At 54.9% G+C, this 19,301-nt stretch carries 20 protein-coding genes; 13 read left to right on the top strand and 7 right to left on the bottom strand.

Features of this window, described 5'->3' with window-relative positions; genetic code table 11:
- Window positions 1-27 precede the first annotated feature (27 nt).
- Entirely contained in the window at window positions 28-966 is a 939-nt protein-coding gene (gene fabD / locus ACR0KN_RS17465) for an ACP S-malonyltransferase (RefSeq protein ID WP_480655331.1), read from the bottom strand.
- 172 nt (window positions 967-1,138) lie between these two features.
- On the opposite strand from fabD, the gene ACR0KN_RS17470 reads away from it, so the two are divergent.
- A complete protein-coding gene (locus ACR0KN_RS17470) occupies window positions 1,139-2,368 on the top strand; it encodes a cytochrome b/b6 domain-containing protein (RefSeq protein WP_480606713.1) in 1,230 nt (409 codons plus the stop codon).
- Between the two features lie 52 nt (window positions 2,369-2,420).
- Here the strand turns inward: ACR0KN_RS17470 and ACR0KN_RS17475 are convergent, their stop codons facing one another.
- Window positions 2,421-2,993, bottom strand: a complete 573-nt coding sequence (locus ACR0KN_RS17475) for a YceI family protein (RefSeq protein WP_480655333.1) — start codon at window positions 2,991-2,993, stop codon at window positions 2,421-2,423.
- A 126-nt stretch (window positions 2,994-3,119) separates the two neighbouring features.
- Window positions 3,120-3,629, bottom strand: coding sequence for a hypothetical protein (locus tag ACR0KN_RS17480; RefSeq protein WP_238528803.1), 510 nt, complete (start codon window positions 3,627-3,629; stop codon window positions 3,120-3,122).
- Window positions 3,630-3,906: 277 nt separating this feature from the next.
- Between ACR0KN_RS17480 and rpsF the strand changes: the two genes are divergently transcribed.
- The 6 genes from rpsF (at window position 3,907) to ACR0KN_RS17510 (ending at window position 7,744) form a co-directional block, all read left to right on the top strand.
- Window positions 3,907-4,260: a 30S ribosomal protein S6 gene (gene rpsF, locus ACR0KN_RS17485; protein WP_029622013.1), complete on the top strand. Its 354-nt coding sequence runs from the start codon at window positions 3,907-3,909 to the stop codon at window positions 4,258-4,260.
- 27 nt (window positions 4,261-4,287) lie between these two features.
- Window positions 4,288-4,515, top strand: coding sequence for a 30S ribosomal protein S18 (gene rpsR / locus ACR0KN_RS17490; RefSeq protein ID WP_005982441.1), 228 nt, complete (start codon window positions 4,288-4,290; stop codon window positions 4,513-4,515).
- Between the two features lie 12 nt (window positions 4,516-4,527).
- Window positions 4,528-5,148 carry a 50S ribosomal protein L9 gene (gene rplI / locus ACR0KN_RS17495; protein ID WP_010442081.1) on the top strand — a complete coding sequence of 207 codons (621 nt, stop codon included), beginning with the start codon at window positions 4,528-4,530 and terminating at the stop codon, window positions 5,146-5,148.
- Between the two features lie 154 nt (window positions 5,149-5,302).
- Entirely contained in the window at window positions 5,303-5,788 is a 486-nt protein-coding gene (locus ACR0KN_RS17500; RefSeq protein ID WP_010442080.1) for a lytic transglycosylase domain-containing protein, read from the top strand.
- 280 nt (window positions 5,789-6,068) lie between these two features.
- Window positions 6,069-6,770 carry an autoinducer binding domain-containing protein gene (locus ACR0KN_RS17505; RefSeq protein WP_480655336.1) on the top strand — a complete coding sequence of 234 codons (702 nt, stop codon included), beginning with the start codon at window positions 6,069-6,071 and terminating at the stop codon, window positions 6,768-6,770.
- Between the two features lie 119 nt (window positions 6,771-6,889).
- A complete protein-coding gene (locus ACR0KN_RS17510) occupies window positions 6,890-7,744 on the top strand; it encodes an acyl-homoserine-lactone synthase (RefSeq protein WP_480455800.1) in 855 nt (284 codons plus the stop codon).
- 97 nt (window positions 7,745-7,841) lie between these two features.
- Here the strand turns inward: ACR0KN_RS17510 and tig are convergent, their stop codons facing one another.
- The 3 genes from tig to ACR0KN_RS17525 all read right to left on the bottom strand — a co-directional run bounded on the left by tig (window position 7,842) and on the right by ACR0KN_RS17525 (window position 12,383).
- Window positions 7,842-9,173 carry a trigger factor gene (tig, locus tag ACR0KN_RS17515; protein WP_170473353.1) on the bottom strand — a complete coding sequence of 444 codons (1,332 nt, stop codon included), beginning with the start codon at window positions 9,171-9,173 and terminating at the stop codon, window positions 7,842-7,844.
- 185 nt (window positions 9,174-9,358) lie between these two features.
- The gene (locus tag ACR0KN_RS17520) at window positions 9,359-10,579 is read right to left on the bottom strand and encodes a porin (RefSeq protein ID WP_170540609.1); all 1,221 of its coding nucleotides are present in this window, start codon (window positions 10,577-10,579) and stop codon (window positions 9,359-9,361) included.
- Window positions 10,580-10,790: 211 nt separating this feature from the next.
- A complete protein-coding gene (locus ACR0KN_RS17525; RefSeq protein ID WP_480655338.1) occupies window positions 10,791-12,383 on the bottom strand; it encodes an NAD(P)H-hydrate dehydratase in 1,593 nt (530 codons plus the stop codon).
- 170 nt (window positions 12,384-12,553) lie between these two features.
- On the opposite strand from ACR0KN_RS17525, the gene ACR0KN_RS17530 reads away from it, so the two are divergent.
- The 5 genes from ACR0KN_RS17530 (at window position 12,554) to ACR0KN_RS17550 (ending at window position 17,053) form a co-directional block, all read left to right on the top strand.
- Window positions 12,554-12,892 carry a P-II family nitrogen regulator gene (locus ACR0KN_RS17530; protein WP_260022631.1) on the top strand — a complete coding sequence of 113 codons (339 nt, stop codon included), beginning with the start codon at window positions 12,554-12,556 and terminating at the stop codon, window positions 12,890-12,892.
- 32 nt (window positions 12,893-12,924) lie between these two features.
- Window positions 12,925-14,331, top strand: coding sequence for a type I glutamate--ammonia ligase (glnA, locus tag ACR0KN_RS17535; protein ID WP_170472262.1), 1,407 nt, complete (start codon window positions 12,925-12,927; stop codon window positions 14,329-14,331).
- Between the two features lie 105 nt (window positions 14,332-14,436).
- Window positions 14,437-15,084 carry an MSMEG_1061 family FMN-dependent PPOX-type flavoprotein gene (locus ACR0KN_RS17540; RefSeq protein WP_170472264.1) on the top strand — a complete coding sequence of 216 codons (648 nt, stop codon included), beginning with the start codon at window positions 14,437-14,439 and terminating at the stop codon, window positions 15,082-15,084.
- A 65-nt stretch (window positions 15,085-15,149) separates the two neighbouring features.
- The gene (locus tag ACR0KN_RS17545; RefSeq protein WP_170540619.1) at window positions 15,150-15,944 is read left to right on the top strand and encodes a lytic murein transglycosylase; all 795 of its coding nucleotides are present in this window, start codon (window positions 15,150-15,152) and stop codon (window positions 15,942-15,944) included.
- Between the two features lie 197 nt (window positions 15,945-16,141).
- Window positions 16,142-17,053: a hypothetical protein gene (locus ACR0KN_RS17550; protein ID WP_480655341.1), complete on the top strand. Its 912-nt coding sequence runs from the start codon at window positions 16,142-16,144 to the stop codon at window positions 17,051-17,053.
- A gap of 36 nt (window positions 17,054-17,089) precedes the next feature.
- Here the strand turns inward: ACR0KN_RS17550 and ACR0KN_RS17555 are convergent, their stop codons facing one another.
- A complete protein-coding gene (locus tag ACR0KN_RS17555; protein ID WP_480655343.1) occupies window positions 17,090-17,833 on the bottom strand; it encodes a heme-dependent oxidative N-demethylase family protein in 744 nt (247 codons plus the stop codon).
- Window positions 17,834-17,957: 124 nt separating this feature from the next.
- On the opposite strand from ACR0KN_RS17555, the gene dddP reads away from it, so the two are divergent.
- A complete protein-coding gene (dddP, locus tag ACR0KN_RS17560; RefSeq protein WP_480655345.1) occupies window positions 17,958-19,301 on the top strand; it encodes a dimethylsulfonioproprionate lyase DddP in 1,344 nt (447 codons plus the stop codon).

The following is a 19,301-nucleotide window of genomic DNA, read 5'->3' on the forward strand; positions in this document are numbered from 1 at the left end:
CCGCTGTAACCGGCGGCTGTCCATTGTTCATGCGCCGGGGTTAACGGCTTTTTGTACGTCTTCAGGCGATCCAACCGCCGTGCAGGACAGCGCACGATCAATCTTGCGGATCATGCCAGACAAAGCTTTACCCGCGCCGATCTCCCACACCTCGGTCACACCCTGTGCGACCATGTACTGCACGCTCTCGCGCCACCGAACCGAACCGGTGACCTGTTCCACCAGCAGCTGTCGGATCACATCCGGATCGGTCACGGCATCGGCCCGAACATTCGCGACCAACGGCACGGCAGGTGCCTTGATTTCCGCGGCAGCCAGAGCGTCTGCCATTACATCTGCAGCAGGTTGCATCAGCGCACAGTGAAATGGAGCACTTACAGGTAACATAATCGCGCGTTTGGCACCTTTTTCCTTCGCAATCTCGGCAGCGCGTTCAACAGCGGCCTTTGCACCCGAGACGACGACCTGAGTCGGATCGTTGTCATTGGCAGCCTGACAAACTTCTCCCTGCGCGGCCTCTTCGGCCACCAGACGCACTGCTTCTAGGTCCAGACCTAGGACTGCGGCCATTGCGCCTTCACCTACTGGTACAGCGCTTTGCATCGCCTGTCCGCGCGTCCGCAACAGCCGTGCGGTATCAGCAACCGACAAAGCACCGGCAGCGGCCAAAGCCGAGTATTCACCGAGCGAGTGTCCCGCCACATAGGACGCCATTGAGATTGACGCCCCTTCAGCCTCCAGTGCACGCATCGCTGCCATCGATGTCGCCATCAACGCAGGCTGGGCATTTTGCGTCAGCGTCAATTCAGCAATATCGCCTTCCCAGATCAGATCGCTCAGCTTTTCGCCCAAAGCGTCATCGACCTCATCGAAAATCGCGCGCGCGGCGGGATAGGCGTCGGCCAGTGCTTTGCCCATTCCGATGGTCTGGGCACCCTGCCCTGGGAAAACGAATGCGCGTGTCATTGCAACCTCATGGATGACGTTAGATTGCGGCGGGGTGTAAACTGACTGACGACGCTGCACAAGCGTTGCATGCGTTCTGCATCAGGACACCTTGTCTGTGCATTTCTCCGCCTTGTGTCCGCACAGCATCCCTTTAACTTACCCGCAACCCAGAAATGCGGAGAGCTAAACAATGCCCCTGACAAATACCCAGTCCAGCTATGGTGGTGTAACCAAAGCATTTCATTGGTTGACTGCTCTGCTGATCCTGACGGCTTTGCCACTGGGTTGGTTCGCGAACGAGCTGGCCCATGCGATATATGATCCAAACATCCAAACGACCGAGGATGATATCGCCCGCGCGGCCCGGCTATTTTCGTTGCATAAGACCGTCGGGGTCACCGTGTTCTTCGTGGCTCTGGCACGAATCCTCTGGGCTCTAAACCAAACAAAACCCGGTCTGCTCAACGCCGATAACAAGCCCGAGGCCTTTGCCGCTGAAACCGTGCACTGGTTACTTTACGGTTCGCTGATATTGGTTCCACTCAGTGGCTGGATCCACCACGCCGCCGCCGAAGGCTTTGCCCCAATTCTCTGGCCGTTCGGTCAGAACCTGCCGTTTGTTCCAAAATCGGCATTTCTCGCCGAGCTAACCGCCGCCTTTCATTGGTTATTCATCTTGGTCCTGGCCGGATCGCTCTTGCTACATATCGCGGGCGCGTTGAAACACCATGTCGTGGACAGAGACAGCACTCTGCGCCGCATGCTGCCGGGTCGGTCCGAGGCGCCACAGCCACCAGCACAGCACCATTCGACCGTACCCGCGTTTGCCGCTTTGGCAATATGGGCTGCAGTGCTCGTGGGCGGCTGGGCCACTGGCGAGTTTGACGACCACGGCAAAGCCTCGGTGGACACTGCAGAGCTTGAAGATGTCCAATCAGAGTGGGAAGTTGAGGAAGGCACCCTGTCGATCACGATTTCCCAGTTGGGGAGCCCGGTGACCGGTGAATTCGCCGACTGGACTGCGGCGATTGCGTTCGAGGACCCCACCGAACCGGGACTGGCGGGATCGGTCGATGTGACCATTGCGATCGGATCACTCAGCCTTGGTACGGTCACCGATCAGGCGATGGGTGCGGATTTCTTCGACAGCAAGACATTTCCCACGGCTCAATTCAAAGCTGATCTTCTCAAAACAGAAACAGGCTACGAAGCACGTGGGCCTCTGACGATCCGGGATAAATCGGTTGATGTTGTTCTGCCGTTCACGCTGGAGATTGCGGACGACGAAGCGACCATGTCCGGCAGTCTGGAGCTCAACCGCATGGATTTCAACGTAGGCACATCGCAACCCACTGAAGATTCGTTAGGCTTCACTGTCGCTGTCACAGTTGAATTGACGGCAGAGCGCGACCAGGAATGAAAAAACCGCCGGAGGGTTGCCTCCGGCGGTAATAGAGTTCGTCAACGTCGGATTAGTCGGCCTTCTGGGCCTCTACCGAAATGCGAACCTCGACTTCGTCGCTGACAAAGGGTGCAAACTGGCCAAGATCGAACTCGCTGCGCACCAGTGTTGTGGTGGCGTCAAAACCGGCCCAGGGTTTGCCCGCCATTGGGTGTTCGCCCACTTGGTTTAACTTGGCGTCCAGTACGACCGATTTGGTAACACCGTTCATGGTCAGATCGCCCGTGATGTTGGCGGTGTTTTCTCCGGTAACTTCAATACCAGTAGAGGTAAACGTGATCAGATCACCCTCAGTCACGCCGAAGAAATCTTCGGTCATGAAGTGGTCTTCACGCGGCTTCCAGCCCGTGAACATCTCAACAACTGGCATCGACACATTCACGCTTGAGGCAGCGGGGTTCTCCTGATCAAACATGATCTCGCCTTCAAAACCCGAGAACATACCGTAGGTGGTCGAAAAACCCAGATGGTTGTAGTTGAAGATGACCTGGCTATGGCCTGGATCCAGAGTATATTTTTCAGCGCTGGCAAATGCAGTCGTGGCCGAAACAGCCAGAGCAGCGGCAAGAAGGGTGGATTTCATAACAATCTCCGCAATGGTGTTGTCGCAAACCGGGTGGGTTGCTCACCAACAAAAATGTGCTGCCCAAGGGCAGCACACAAGTTTTTTTGATTCACAGAATCTGTTCCTTTTTGAACAGAATAAAATTCAGGCGAAAATTGTTACGTTTTGGCTGAGTTGACCTTTCAGCGCTGAGCTGACATCGGCCGATTGCAGCGGCAGCTTCATCAGCAGGCTGCCATCCACATCAAACAATTCAACCTGATCATCCGCAAACCGTGCACCGCCCAGCGAGTCGTAGCTGCGGCGCAGAACCGTTTGCGGCCGACCGTTTTCATTCTTCTGCAAAATGCGAACTTCGCGGCGGATCGGATCAAAATAGGCATCTGGGCGTGAATCCATGACCTCGATGGTTAGCAGGCTGACGCCAACAATTAGGAACATCATCGATGCGGCCAGTTTGATCGGCCAAACTTCGGCCCCCATGACAGAGCCAGGCATAAGCCACATTGAAAATGCCGAGAGGATCAGAAAAGCACCTACGACACGCATAAGAACGATCCGTGCGCGCCAGTTCGGCGCGAAGGTAATCAGAACGGGAACTGATTTCTCAAATGCTGCGCGAGACGCAGATTGTTCAAAAGTGTTTGTGTTCATGACGGCCATTGTTTTGCCCTGTCTAATTTTTCCAAACTGCCGGGTACTCCGGTCTTCATGAACAACCTCGGGGCGAAAAGCGTCAGGAATTGGGCACACCAAAGGAAATTGGGCGACTTCACCAAGGCATCCATGGCAGGGCTTGCCCCGACCGCGCAAACGTGTATACGGGGCCATCCTTCGCAAAGGTTATGAATCGCGCAGCCTCTCGTGGCAGGGTCGCGAAGGACCAATGACCCCGCCTTTGAAATGCGCCTTGATATAAACAGGAGTGCACATGCCACTGTATGAGCATGTAATGATCGCGCGTCAGGATCTGTCCAACGCGCAGGCAGAAAGCCTTGTCGAACATTTCGGCACCGTTCTGGCTGACAACGGCGGCAACGTCGTCGACAGCGAGTACTGGGGCGTTAAGACGATGGCTTATAAGATCAACAAGAACCGCAAAGGCCACTATGCCTTTCTGAAAACCGATGCCCCTTCGGGCGCGGTTCAGGAAATGGAACGCCTGATGCGCTTGCATGACGACGTTATGCGCGTTCTGACCATCAAGGTCGACGAGCACAACGAGGGCCCCTCGGTCCAGATGCAAAAGCGCGATGAGCGCGAAGGCCGCCGCGAGCGCCGCTGATCAACGCCTGACGAAAGGACATAAACCATGGCCGCAAAACCATTTTTCCGCCGCCGCAAGGTCTGCCCGTTCTCGGGCGACAACGCGCCGAAGATCGACTACAAAGACACCCGTCTGCTGCAGCGCTACATCTCTGAGCGTGGCAAGATCGTTCCTTCGCGCATCACCGCCGTTTCGGCGAAAAAGCAGCGTGAACTGGCCCGTGCTATCAAGCGCGCCCGCTTCCTCGCCCTGCTGCCCTACGCCGTGAAGTAAGGAGAGACTGACATGCAAGTTATCCTTCTGGAACGCGTTGCGAAACTGGGTCAGATGGGCGACGTCGTTGACGTCAAGCCCGGCTACGCCCGCAACTTCCTGCTGCCTCAGGGCAAAGCACTGAGCGCATCCGAATCGAACATCGCATCGTTCGAAGCCCAGAAAGCGCAGCTTGAAGCACGCAACCTGGAAACCAAGAAAGAAGCTGAAGCGCTGGCTGAAAAGCTGGACGGTCAGCAGTTCATCGTGATTCGCTCGGCGTCAGATGCCGGCGCTCTGTACGGTTCGGTCACCCCGCGTGACGCCGCAGACGCTGCGACCGACGCAGGCTTCACCGTCGACAAGAAACAGATTGTCCTGATCGCCCCGATCAAAGAACTGGGTCTTCATTCGCTGGCAGTCAAACTGCACCCCGAGGTTGAAGTCGAGATCAAGATGAACGTCGCGCGTTCGGAAGAAGAAGCCGAACTGCAGGCATCGGGCAAATCGATTCAGGAACTGGCTGCTGAAGAAGAAGCCGCCGCTGAATTCGAAATCGCTGAACTCTTTGACGACATCGGCTCGGCCGCGTCGGATGACGATGAGTTGGTTGCCGAAGAAGCTCCGGCTGAAGAAGACGAAGCCAAAGCCTGATCCAGCTGCTTTTACGGATCCAAAGGGCCGCACTTATGTGCGGCCTATTTTTGTTTTCTTATCGCCACCAGCAAGATTTAGCCCGATTGATCGCCGAGACTTGCGGACTGGCGAAGGTTTCATATCATCGCCCTTCGACATCAGGAGCATTTATATGACCCCTCTCCTTCGCCGCAGCGTTTTGACCTTGTTGCTCATTGCGCCACTTGCCGCCTGTGGTGGCCCAAACGCTTCAGGTGGCACCGACACCTCCGACCCGCCCCTCTACCCCAATGAGACGCCGGAACTGCGTGCCTCGATCAACAAATGGGCCGATCACTATGAGCTTCCACGAGAGTTGGTGCACAAACTTGCCATCCGCGAAAGCACACATCGCCCCTGGGCGGTGAACCGCCCCTACTATGGGCTGCTGCAAATCCTGCCTGCGACCGCGCGATCTATGGGCTATGCTGGTAATGCCCAGGGATTGCTGGACGCAGACACAAATCTGGAATTTGCAGGTAAATACCTACGCGGCGCGTGGCTATTGTCGGACGGCGATCAACAGCGCGCTATTTTTCTCTATGCGAAAGGGTATTACCCCGAAGCTAAGAAGAGGGGTATGCTAGTTGAAACCGGCCTAGTTTCCGCCACAAAATAGACGTTATTACTGCGCATTCACCTCGTAAAGTATGCGCATAACCACTCAAACACCCGATAAACTTCGGAATGGGCACCACAAATCTGAAATTGACCTGAGCAAAGGACGCCATAAAGATGTGCACCAAAGGCACATTTCCCTTTAAACGGCAGACATTTCCCCTAGCTTCTTGTCATGATATGGGAAATGTGGTGTCCTTGTTGACGTCAGGGAAGACAGTATCTTTTTTCCTGGATAAAGGGATCCGCCCGCTCACTCGGGTCTAGCTGGTCGTTGCCGTATGGATATTGTTGATCTCAGCACCCTTCCAGAACAGGATACTCGATATGACGAGTTCCTGCGCCAAGTCTGTGACAGGTACGAAATGGACCACGCAGCCTATGCGGGTATGAACCCTGCTGCGGGGACGATCCACGGCCACGTGACTTATGGGGACGACTGGAAAACCCACTATCAAGAGCAAGGCCTGCACCTGATAGACCCGACGCTGCACATGAGCCAGCGCAGCATCGCCCCGGTCGATTGGAGCCGTCTAGAACGCGGCAAGGATTTCCAGCGCGTTTTCCGTGATGCACATGATTTTGGCATTCCAGATCAGGGCATTACGATTCCTGTGCGCGGGCCGTACGGAGATATCGGCCTGCTCAGCGCCGTGCGTGAATGCAGCCGGGAAGAGTGGAAGAAACTTGTGCCCAACGTGATAAGTGACCTGCAATCTTTGGCCGTACACATTCATGACAACGTCATGACGTCGGATACAATCAGCCGAATGCTGTACCACCCGACCCTCTCCAGCCGCGAGTTGGAGATTTTGCAATGGGCCGCAGCAGGCAAATCACAGCAGGATATCGGCGATATTCTGTCGATTTCGCACCGTACGGTTGAGGTGCACTTGCGCTCTTCTCGCGAAAAGCTTAATGCACTGACGACTCCGCAGGCCGTCGGTCGCGCCATCGGTATCGGCTTAATCTACCCAGGGTAAAGCCAAATCTTGCCAAAATTGGGCTAAAAAAAGCCAATATTACGGGAAACCCCCAATAGATTCGCTGTGGAAACCGAGTAACGTCTTATCCACAGACAGATCACTCGAAGGGGGTTAACATGATTTTGGTAGTTGATGGGCTGAACAGACATCTGTTCACCGAAGTTCTTGACGATATGTTCGAACTGCGCGCTCGGGTTTTTGGCGGGCGACTTGGTTGGGACGTTAACATCCAAGATGGGAAAGAAATCGATCAATTCGATCATCTGGATCCTGCATATGTAATCGGTCTCGACGATGAGGGGAACGTCGTGGCCGCAGTACGTGCACTCCAGACCACTGGCCCACACATGCTTTCGGATGTGTTCTCGGATATCTTATGCGGCGAAGCACCAATGCGCAGTGCGACTATGTGGGAATCGACCCGCTTCTGTGTCGATACGCAGCGTTTGACTCGAGGAAAAGAGAAAAACTCAGTCTCATATGCGACCTGTGAGTTGATGATTGGATCACTGGAATATTGCCGCAGCGCGGGTATTCAAGACATCATCACCGTCATCGACCCGGTCATGAACCGCGTCCTCAAACGCTCGAACTGTGCGCCCTACGATTATGTTGGCGAAACAGTACCGATGGGCAAAGTGCCGGCGATGGCGGCCCTGCTGGATTGCTCGGAAGAAAGGATTTCGGGCCTTCGAGAATTTGCTGACATCCACCACGATGTCTTTATCGAAGAAGAAAAGGCATTGGAGTTCTTCGAGGCAAAAAAGGCAGCGACTGCCAACCCGGCAAACCGCGACCACAAACCGCTCACCGATCTTGAGAAGTATTTTGTCGAACAGATGAGTGCGGCCAAGACGGAAGTGGAAAGACAGGCAGTGCTGAAACTGATCGAAGCGCTGACCGATACATTCACCCCAGAGCAAAAGACCGCTCTGTTACAGACCCCCCGTGCTTTTGCTCATGAGGCCTGACCCCCTCACCTCATAGTACAAAGCCACCCATGCGGAGCCGTCTAATTTCCAGACGGCTCCGCTTTTTTGTGGCCCCAGGCTGGGAGAAGGAAGAGGATTATTCCTCTTCCAGTGCCTCAACGGCTTTTTGCAGGTCGTCTTTGCTGACTTCTTTGTCTGCGACCTGAGCCAGCTCGACGATGTAGTCGACAACCTTGTCTTCAAAGATCGGCGCCCGCAATTGCTGCTGCATCTGAGCGTTCTGCTGCACGAACTCAAAGAACTGACGTTCCTGACCTGGGTACTGACGTGCCTGGTTCATGATCGCCTGAGTCATCTCGGCATCGGTCACTTCGACTTCGGCCTTCTGGCCCAGCTCTGCCAGCAACAGGCCCAGACGCACGCGGCGCTCGGCCAGTTTGTTGTGCTCGTCGGTGGGCTCGATCGGATCATGATCGTGGCCTTCAACTTCAGGGTTCTCTTCGTGCCACAGCTGATGTGCAATCTGCTTGGCTTCGGCTTCCACCAACGAGGGTGGCAGGTCGAACGAAACTTTCTCGTCCAGCACGTCCAATAGTGCGCGCTTCATAACCGCACGCGACGCACCGGCATATTCCGCTTCCAGGCGCTCACCAATCTGCTCTTTCAAAGCAGCCAGATCATCGGCACCAAATTTCTTTGCCAGTTCGTCGTCAACCTCGGCTGCAACCGGTTCTTTCACTTCTTTGATGGTGCAGGTGAATACGGCGTCTTTACCGGCCAGATGCTCGGCACCGTATTCTTCCGGGAAGGTGACGTTCACGTCTTTTTCTTCCTCGGCTTTTACGCCAACCAACTGCTCCTCAAAGCCAGGGATGAAGCTGTTCGAGCCCAAAACCAGCGGGTAATCTTCAGCCGAACCACCTTCGAACTCTTCGCCATCAACCTTGCCAACAAAGTCGAACACGATCTGATCGCCATCTTTCGCTTTCGAACCCTTGCGACGCGCTTTGAAGTTCTGGGCGGTTTCGGCCAGGTTGTTAAGCGCTTCTTCCACGGCTGCATCATCAGCTTTGACAACCAGCTTCTCCAGCTCGACCGATTTCAGGTCAACCTCTGGAATTTCGGGCAGCGCTTCGTAGGACATAGCAACTTCTACGTCATCGCCTTCTTTCCAGTCCTCGTTGGTCATCTTGACCTCGGGTTGCAGTGCAGGACGCTCGCCGCTGTCCTCAAAGTGCTTGTTCATGGCACCGTCGATGGTTTCCTGCATCGCTTCGCCAAGCAGGCGCTGGCCAAACTGCTTCTTCAGCAGCGCCATCGGCACCTTACCTTTACGGAAACCCTTCATCTCGACTTCGGGCTGCGCTTCGGTCAGCTTTTCGTTGACCTTGTTGTCCAGCTCGGCTGCGGTCACAACGATGTTGTACCCGCGTTTCAGACCTTCATTCAGCGTCTCGGTAACCTGCATTATGGTAGTCCCCATAGGATTCGGGGCGCGCAAAACGGGCGCGCCGGGCAAATTTGACGCCTTCTATTTGCCCAGCCGCCTACGTGCAAGAGGCAAAGGCCTTTTCAGCCCCGTTTTGCCCATATCACAGACGAAAAAACGCCCCGGCGCAGACCGGAGCGTTTGATCATTACTGAGTTAAGAGCTCAGAACTTCCAGCGGGCGCCCAACACCCAGGCTTCGTTGTTGTCGAACGAAGCGCCATCTTCGAAGTCGTGATTGCGGTATTTCAGGTAGGCATCTGTATTGATGCTGTCGATACGCTGAACGACAGCGATGCCCCAAGCGTCTGTGCTGGACCCGTCATTCACGAAGTCCGAACCCGAATAGTAGTCGATCCCGATACCGGTTTTGCCCCAGGAGACCCACTGATCTTCATACGCGATCTTCCCATAGAAGTAGTTCGGATCAGACGCACCGTCCGCATCATTGTCGCGCGTGCCCGCAGCGACGGTGAAACTCAACCCACTCTGCAGCAGAACGGACGCCGAACCGATCGTATCCTTGCGATCCCCTGATCCATCGTCAGCCGAACGAACCGAGTAAGCAATGGCTGCAGCGAACTCGACCCCGCCACCGAAGGTGTTGTTGTATCTGAGGCCAACATCATAATAGTCATCGTCATCGCCGCTGGACAGGATGTTCTGACCATATGCCAGCCCAGCGGTGAATCCACTGAACTCGGGTGTATCATAACGAACACGGCCACGACGCGCGCCGTCAAAGTTGCTGCTGGAATCGCCCACGGTGATATCGCTTAGGAAACCGTCAGTGCCGCGATAGAAAAAACCGCCGTTCTCGTCATTCGTGAAAGAATACAGCGCGGTCCCGACATAGGACAGGTCCACTTCGGCAGCACCGTCCGCCACCATGCTGCCCTGACCAGCAGAGAATTTACCCCAGTCACCCGCCAGAGCGAAATCTACATGCCGGATGTCTTCGCGAGTCCAACCGCTGAAATCAGTGCCTAGCTGGTTCCACTCGCTTGAATTCGGAAGTCCCAATCCGGTTTCCAACCGGAATGTGAAATCGTTATTGCCAAAAGGCTGTAACAGCTCAAGTCCGACCCGGCTGTTCGAAAGGTCGTTGTCCAGCACGCGGGTCTCGGTGTCTTCTCCGTCATCGACCGAAATCAACGCAGGGTGCAACTGTCCGTATAGCAACACATAACCACCTGTGTTGTTTTCATATTTAAGTTCGGCGGCGGCAGGTATTGCGGTTGTTGCAGCAAAAGCTGCTGCTAAGGAAGTCAGTTTATATTTCACTGTCATGTCATTCACCGTAGATGGTTCTTTAAGTTTGATACTGCTCAAATGCTCATCGGTTCCTGCATTTCCAATGATACCCGGCTCAAGTTCAGCATTCATTGCTTTATCGCCACAGGTATCTGCGTCGAAGGCAAGAATTCTGCATTAATTTCAATTCATTGATCGAGTCCCATAGGCGACTCTAATAACCATGCAAGAAAATTGTGACGCCGATCGTTGCATACTGCAAACAGCCGCTATGCAACTGGCGGGACGCAGCGGCATAAATTCGCCGCTTTGGGTTGCGATCGGCCATTTACCGCCGATCCATTTATACTTCAATCTGTTGCAATACGGCGGGCAACTGCTCGGCCAAATCTTCGGCGATCAAGCCTGGCCCAAAGTTCCGGGCGCACTCAACATGCAGCCAGGCCGCCGTTTCTGCCGCTTGCATTGGCTCGAACCCACGGGCAAGCAATCCGGTGATGAAGCCGGCCAACGTATCGCCCGATCCAGCCGTTGCGAGCCAGGGGGCCGCCCGGTTGTAATGTGCAGAATTGACCGAGCACCGCCCGTCCAGCGTGGCAATGACCGTGTCAGGCCCCTTCACCAGTACACAACATCCAGCTCGCACCGCCGCCTCACGAGCCGCATCAACCTTAGAGAATGCCGGGCCCTTGGCGGGCACTTCATTCAGCTTTTCTGCGATATCCGGGAACAAACGCGCGAACTCTCCTGTATGCGGCGTCAGCACGCATCTTTCATGCAGCAGTTCTAATAGCGCCCCCGGTTCTTCGGCAAACGCTGACAAGGCATCCGCATCCAACACAGTCGGCCGGGCTGCGCTTAGTGCAACCGGCACCAATTCCCGAGATCGCGTTTCACCCAGGCCCGGTCCAAGGCACAATGCGTTAAACCGCTCATCCTGCAGAGTTTCAAGTAAGTCCCCTGCCCCATCAACCCGCTTCAGCATCAGAGCGGTGATCTGGCTCGCGATCTCCATTTGCGCGGCAGGTGGCGCACCCAGTGTCACCAACCCCGCCCCTATCCGCAGCGCCGCTCGGGCTGCCAAACGTGCGGCCCCGGTTTTGCCGACGCCGCCCGACAGCACAAGCGCATGACCGTGCGAGTACTTATGGCTGTGCTCACTTTTGTTGAGATGAGTGCCAGATGGCGCTTCGACAGAAGTTGCTGCCTCAATCCCTCCCTCATGCCGATTCAATCCGATATCTTTCACGACCAGTCGACCGCAATAAGATGAACCCTCGCTCAGAACATGCCCAAGCTTTCGCGCGTGGAATGAAACGGTCAGGGCGGACCGTGCGCAACGGCGACCATGCTGTGCAAAGGTGCCCCCAATAACTTTGCCTGAATCCGAGCAGAGACCTGAAGGCAGATCAATTGCGACTGTTCGTGGTGGTACGATATCGGTTCCACGACCTTGCCTGCGCATTTCCCATGCGTCTTCCGCATCATCATGCGCCCATAGGTATTCCCACAAAACCGGATCTTCGATTGGTCGCGTCAATCCGGTGCCAAACAATGCATCAATGGAAAGGTCAGGATGCTGAATTTCAGCCTTACCAAAATCAGCCACACCAAGCGTCCTTCCTTCCCACCGTTCATAGTTCACGCGCGCATCCGGTGCCAATTTGGCAGGGTCACCATAGAGCAACACTTCGACTTGCCACCCCTGCCCTTGCAGCAACCGCGCGACCACAAAGCCGTCTCCGCCATTGTTGCCCGGGCCACTTAATATCACCGCGCGACCACCGGATTTCGCTAAGTCTGGCCATTCCTCAAAAATCGCGGCCACAACGCCTTGTCCTGCGCGCTCCATCAACTCAAGACCCGTCGCCTGCCCAAGACCAATCGCGGTGGTCTCGATGAGGCGCATTTGCGCAGCGGTCAGCAGTTTCGTCATCTCTGGCCCCTCAGGCGATTCGAATTTGATTACTTTTTGTGCACAGCGATCAAAATTTGATCCAATGATCGCTTTCACTGTCTCTGGCAGCCTGCAACACAGCAATCAGATTGCCGCCCAATCTTAGACGTGATCAGTGCCTTCAAGACAACCATGCAAGGTGAGCCGGAATGAAAAAGATCGAAGCGATCATCAAGCCGTTCAAGCTGGACGAAGTGAAAGAAGCGCTGCAGGACGTGGGCGTACAAGGTCTGAGCGTGATCGAGGTCAAGGGCTTTGGCCGTCAGAAAGGCCACACCGAGCTCTATCGCGGCGCTGAATACGTGGTCGACTTTCTGCCCAAGGTAAAGGTCGAGGTGGTGCTGGACGACGATCAGGCTGACGCCGCCATCGAAGCCATCGTTGGCGCAGCCAAGACAGACAAGATCGGCGACGGCAAAATCTTTGTCTCGCCCGTTGAACAAGCTATCCGCATCCGCACCGGTGAAACCGGCTCGGACGCGCTGTAACCGACTAATCTCAAATCAGAGGAATAGAGAGTATGAGCAAGGACGCAGTTCTTCAGCTGATCCGGGATGAGGACGCCGAATATGTCGACATCCGCTTTACCGACCCGCGCGGCAAGCTTCAGCACGTAACCATCATGTCCGATCAGGTCGACGAAGACTTTCTGGAAGAAGGCTTCATGTTCGACGGATCGTCCATCGCAGGCTGGAAGTCGATCGAAGCATCCGACATGAAGCTGATGCCCGATACAGACAGCGCATATGTCGATCCGTTCTATGCGGAAAAGACCATCTGCCTGCACTGCTCGGTTGTCGAGCCCGACACCGGCGAAGCCTATGAGCGTGACCCGCGCGGCACCGCGCAAAAAGCCGAAGCCTACCTGAAGGCGTCCGGTATCGGTGATGTGGCCTATATGGGCCCTGAGGCCGAATTCTTCCTGTTCGACGATGTTCGTTTCTCTAACAGTATCAACAAGGTATCTTACGAAGTTGATGCAACTGATGCATCGTGGAACACTGACACAGAATACGAGATGGGCAACATGGGCCATCGTCCCGGGGTCAAAGGCGGTTACTTCCCCGTGAACCCGGTGGACGAGAGCCAGGATCTGCGTTCCGAGATGCTCAGCACCATGAAGCGTCTGGGTATGAAGGTCGACAAACACCACCACGAAGTCGCCTCGTGCCAGCACGAGCTTGGTCTGATCTTTGACAGCCTGACCAAACAGGCCGACGAGCTGCAGAAGTACAAATACGTGATCCACAACGTCGCCCACGCCTACGGCAAATCGGCCACCTTCATGCCGAAGCCCATCGCAGGTGATAACGGCACCGGCATGCACGTGAACATGTCGATCTGGAAAGACGGCAAGCCGCTCTTTGCAGGCGACAAATATGCTGATCTGTCGGATGAGGCGCTGTGGTTCATCGGTGGCGTTCTGAAGCACGCCAAAACGCTGAACGCCTTCACCAACCCGGCGACCAACAGCTACAAGCGACTGATCCCGGGCTTCGAGGCCCCTGTTCTGCGCGCCTACTCGGCCCGCAACCGCTCTGGCTGTGTGCGTATTCCGTGGACCGAAAGCCCGAAAGCCAAGCGCGTCGAGGCTCGGTTCCCCGATCCCGCCGCAAACCCCTACCTGGCGTTTGCTGCGCTGCTGATGGCCGGTCTGGACGGCATCAAGAACAAGATCGATCCGGGCGAAGCCATGGACAAGAACCTGTACGATCTGCCCGCCGAAGAACTGGCCGACATCCCGACCGTTTGCGGATCGCTGCGTGAGGCTCTGGAAGCTCTGGCATCCGATCACGACTTCCTGCTGCAGGGCGACGTGTTCACAAAAGACCAAATCGACGGCTACATCGAATTGAAGATGGAAGAGGTCGAAACCTACGAACACACGCCGCACCCGGTTGAGTACGGCATGTACTACAGCTGCTGATCCAATAGCATATCGGACTGTTTTAAGGGCGCCCTTCGGGGCGCCCTTGTTTCGTTTGGCGCGATCTTCCAAACTCGTTGAACCAGCACCAAAGGAGGAACGCGCATGCCCGTCGATGCTTCACCTTTTTCAGAGTTCGCAAATCTCGTGACCTCAGAAGCCGAACTCGAACAGATTTGCGGGCACCCCCTGCCTCAGATCATCGACAAAGAACTTCCAGCGCTGGATCAAATGTGCCGTGACTTTATCGCAACCTCACCTTTCTGCCTCATCGCGTCGGCGAACCCGTCCGGCTATCTTGATATTTCTCCACGCGGGGACCCGGCAGGGTTTACATTCATCATTTCTGACACACTGATCGCCCTGCCCGACCGCCCTGGAAACAAGCGCGTAGATACCTTTCACAACGTTCTGAAGGACCCGCGCGTTAGTTTGATCTTCTTCGTCCCCGGAAAAATGGAAACGCTGCGACTTCGCGGCACTGCAAGGATTTGTGCGGATTCTGAACTGCTTTCTACCATGGATGTTGGAGGTCATGCCCCCAAACTGGCCTTGTTGATCCATGTCGAAACCATCTTTGCGCACTGCCCCAAATGCATCATCCGTTCAAACCTGTGGCAGCCAGAGGAATGGCCGGATTCTTCGCATCTGCCCAATATGAACGCGATGATGGTCAAGCATGCCAAGATCGATAAAACCCCGGACGAGTGGTTCGAAACCCTGAAAACCACAGGTGAACTTGATCTGTATTAAACCGCTTTGCCAGACAGCGATGAAAGCTTAGGCTGAAGCAGTTATTCTGCAATCGGATTTCCTTCATGCTTAGAATTTGCACCAGCGTTGCTATCGCTATTCTCATGCCCTCGATGGCGTTCACGGCGCCATGCGGCAATACCGGTAGCGGATTTGAGGCTTGGAAAGCCGACTTCGCCAAAACGGCCAAGCGTGCTGGGGTGAAAAAGAAAGGCCTGCAGGCATTGGCGCAGACCCAATACGCGACCCGCACCATTGCAGCTGATCGCAATCAAAAAAGCTTCAAATACTCGCTGGACAAGTTCATGAAAATTCGCGGAGCGGATACCATCGTCGCGCAGGGACGTAAGCGTAAGGCGCGCAACCCGCAATTCTATGCTGCTCTGGAGCGCCAATACGGGGTGCCCGCGGGTGTTCTGATTGCCATCCACGGCATGGAAACCGGCTTTGGTAACTTCATGGGCGACAGCCAGGTTGTTTCCGCAATCACAACATTGGCCTATGATTGTCGCCGATCCGAGTTCTTTATCCCGCATGCCATTGGTGCGCTAAAATTAGTCGATCAAGGAAGCGTCACGATGGCGACAAAAGGGGCAAAACATGGCGAGCTGGGTCATACGCAATTTTTGCCTGGCAATGCTTTGACCTATGGCGTGGACGCAACGGGTGATGGTCGGGTCGATTTCTACAACATGACCGACGCCCTTGCCTCAACTGCAAATTTCTTACGTAAGAAAGGGTGGAAGCCAGGACGTGGCTACCAATCCGGCGAGCCGAATTTTGCGGTTATCCAACAGTGGAATGCCGCCACTGTTTATCAGCAATCCATCGCTATTATGGCCGCTCGAATCGACGGTTGAGTCGACCAACTTATCTGGCCCGGCAGATCCGATTTCAGCCACATTCTCGCCACATATATTAAAGAAAACCGCGTTTTTCTTGGTTTCCAAAGTGTAATCAATGATGGAAATCTCTGACTTTTTTGCATTTTCGTCAAAATTTGCACCATTTCGGTTGCTACATTGTTGTGAAGATTATTACGGCAAAGGAACATGCTGTGACTTCGAAGCATATGTACCACGGCGGTCTCCAGTTCGACGGCTCTGCGGATGGCGCACTTGAACGCGTTTGCGATGTCGTATCCACCACACTCGCGGATTATGGCCATCTGGTTGAGCGCAAGACGCTTCTCAGTGCGTCCGAGGCAAGCATCGTCTGCAGCCAGTATCTTGTGCGGCTGACTCTTGATTCGGAATCCAAGGCAGTTGAACTCAGCCACCATGAACGGATGGACAAATCTGCGGGTCTCAGAACCAAAGCTCGTCGTGTCGTAGCCCCCCCAGACAACCGGTTGACGATTACAATTTGTCCAGTTTCAAAGCTGCTTGATGATAGCGAAATTTCAGAGCTGATGCTGGTTGTGATGCTTTACCGCATGGTCGATATCTGCACGACACGTCGGGTTGAATGGTTATCGCCCAAAACAGTGCTGACGATTGAACAATTCATGAGCGCGTTCGACTCGATCAGCCCCCGCAATTCCCGAAATCGGAAACAGATTTTCGAAGCGATCAGCGGTCCATTTGCTGGGCTCGACTTGCCCGATTCCAATCCAGAGCAACTGGAAACCAAAACCCGGAGCAAGCCGCGCCCAATAAAGCTGAGCGATGACCAACTCCTCAGTATTGCGTTTCGCACTGAAACCGATCCGTCGCCGTCGGCAAACCTTTATCAGGACAGCGCTGAGGAAACCGATCGCCCAAGCGATATCCTTAGGCTGACTAGTTGGGGCATGACAGGCGCGATTGCCAGCGTATCTGCCCCGGTTGCCGTTTCCTTGGCGGCTGTCAATCTGATCCGCGGTGAGGACTTTCGCCTCAACACTCAGGTGTTGGCATTTACAACCGCGATTTTCGGCCTGAACCTTACAAATGCTTTTGGCGAGGTCGCAAACGCCCTAGGCATGTAACCAAACGACCCAAGACCCTCCTTGGAAGCCCCGCCATCAGGCGGGGTTTTCCAATTCTAAGACCTGCTCCGCCGCCATCACGTATGTGTGGATGGCAAATACCACCGCGCCTGTTTGTGGTAGACGCAAGAGAGTTTGTCGCTCGCTGCGCAGATACCGGGCGGTGTTTTCGTTCTGTGGCGCACGTCTTTGCGCCATACTGCGTGGCTGGAACAGTTCAGCGTCATGATACCAAAGCGCATTAAACCGCCACAGCGGGCGGTTCGGTTGAATCCCATCAAATAAACGCTGAACCCTACGTGCTACGTTTGCGTCGTAGACATCCACGGGTTCATGAATTCCGGTCAGTGGGCGCATGAATTTTTCGGACAACATCCAGCTTGCAGGAAAGCACAGGATCGCGCCTGTCAATACATGCTCATCTCCGTGCTTCTGCAATATGCAGAAATCTTCCTGTACCAATTGGCAAAGCGTTTCCAACGGGTGGTCCCAATCAATTTCGATTTTGATCCCGTCTGGCCTAACAACTTGATCGGAAGCATCCGGGTAGGCTTGCCTGAGAACCAATTCAAGCAACTCCTGCGCGGGCTTCGATGCTTCGGGGCTCTGGGCCAGAACATCTAACGTCCGCTCTTCCAACAAATCTGTCCGCCGTTGCATTTGAGCCGCAAAGGCATCGTCCTGGTGCAACCAGTTGTTAGGATCAGCCGGCTTGATCCCAGGTAGCGGGTTTGGGGCAAGCGGATTGTGGGGGATGGAATGCTGCAATATCTCCGTCATAACTGAGGCATAGCATCCCAAACTGGCTTTGCCGGTCAAAAAGCGACTTCTAGACAGTCGCAAACTTTCGAGACGTATCGTCTTTGGCTTTGCAGGCTGGGTTGGCAAGCAGAAAGGCCCGCCCGTGAACACACCCTATCGCGACACCCGTAAGATTGATCCCACCAGGGGCGCCACTCTCGGCGATGGAACCCCAAATGACAATGATCGGATCGAAATCGGACCGACACAGCTGGCCTTTGATGAATGGACGGCCGCAGGGCTGAGCCTGCCCAATCTCGAACGGATGCGGGAATACCGCTGGTCGCGATTAACCCAAGCCATTGTGAAACGTGGCTGGGGTGGTGTCTTGTTGTTTGACCCCCTCAACATTCGCTACGCGACCGACAGCACCAATATGCAGCTTTGGAACACTCACAATCCGTTCCGGGCGGTGTTGGTTTGCGCAGATGGCTATATGGTCATCTGGGACTACAAAAACTCTCCTTTCCTGTCGAAATTCAACCCGCTGGTGCGCGAGCAACGCTCGGGTGCGGATTTGTTCTACTTCGACCGGGGCGACAAAATCGATATCGCGGCGGATGTGTTCTCGAACGAAGTGCGCGTGTTGATCGAGGAACATGGCGGCGGAAATAAGCGACTTGGTGTAGACAAGATCATGTTGCACGGCCTACGCGCTCTTGAGGCGCAAGGGTTTCAAGTTATGGAGGGGGAAGAGCTCACCGAGAAAACCCGCGCTGTAAAAGGCCCCGACGAAATCCTCGCCATGCGCTGTGCCAGCCACGCCTGTGAAACCGCCGTCGCTGAAATGGAGCGGTTCGCACGTGCCAATGTCGGGGATGGTAAGACGTCGGAGGATGACATCTGGGCCGTTTTACATGCTGAAAATATTCGACGCGGAGGCGAGTGGATCGAAACTCGGCTTCTGGCTTCAGGCCAGCGTACCAATCCATGGTTTCAGGAATGTGGCCCACGTATCACGAGACAGAACGAGATCATCGCATTCGATACCGACCTGATTGGATCATACGGCATTTGCATCGACATTTCGCGCACATGGTGGATCGGCGATCAAAAGCCACGGCCTGACATGATTTATGCAATGCAGCACGCGCACGAGCATATCATGACCAATATGGAAATGCTGAAACCGGGCGTCATGATCCCAGAACTGACCGCAAATGCACACCGGCTGGACGACAAATTCCAGGCACAGAAATATGGTTGCCTGATGCATGGCGTGGGATTGTGCGACGAATGGCCTTTGGTGGCTTATCCAGACAAGGCGGTGGAAGGGGCCTATGACTACCCGCTTGAACCAGGAATGGTGCTGTGCGTCGAAGCGGCAGTTGGTGAGGTAGGTGGCGACTTCTCAATCAAGCTGGAAGATCAGGTGCTGATTACAGAAGACGGCTACGAAAACCTGACCAAGTATCCGTTCGACGCACAGTTGATGGGCGCAAACTAA

This window comes from Ruegeria sp. AP7 (genome assembly GCF_056539905.1).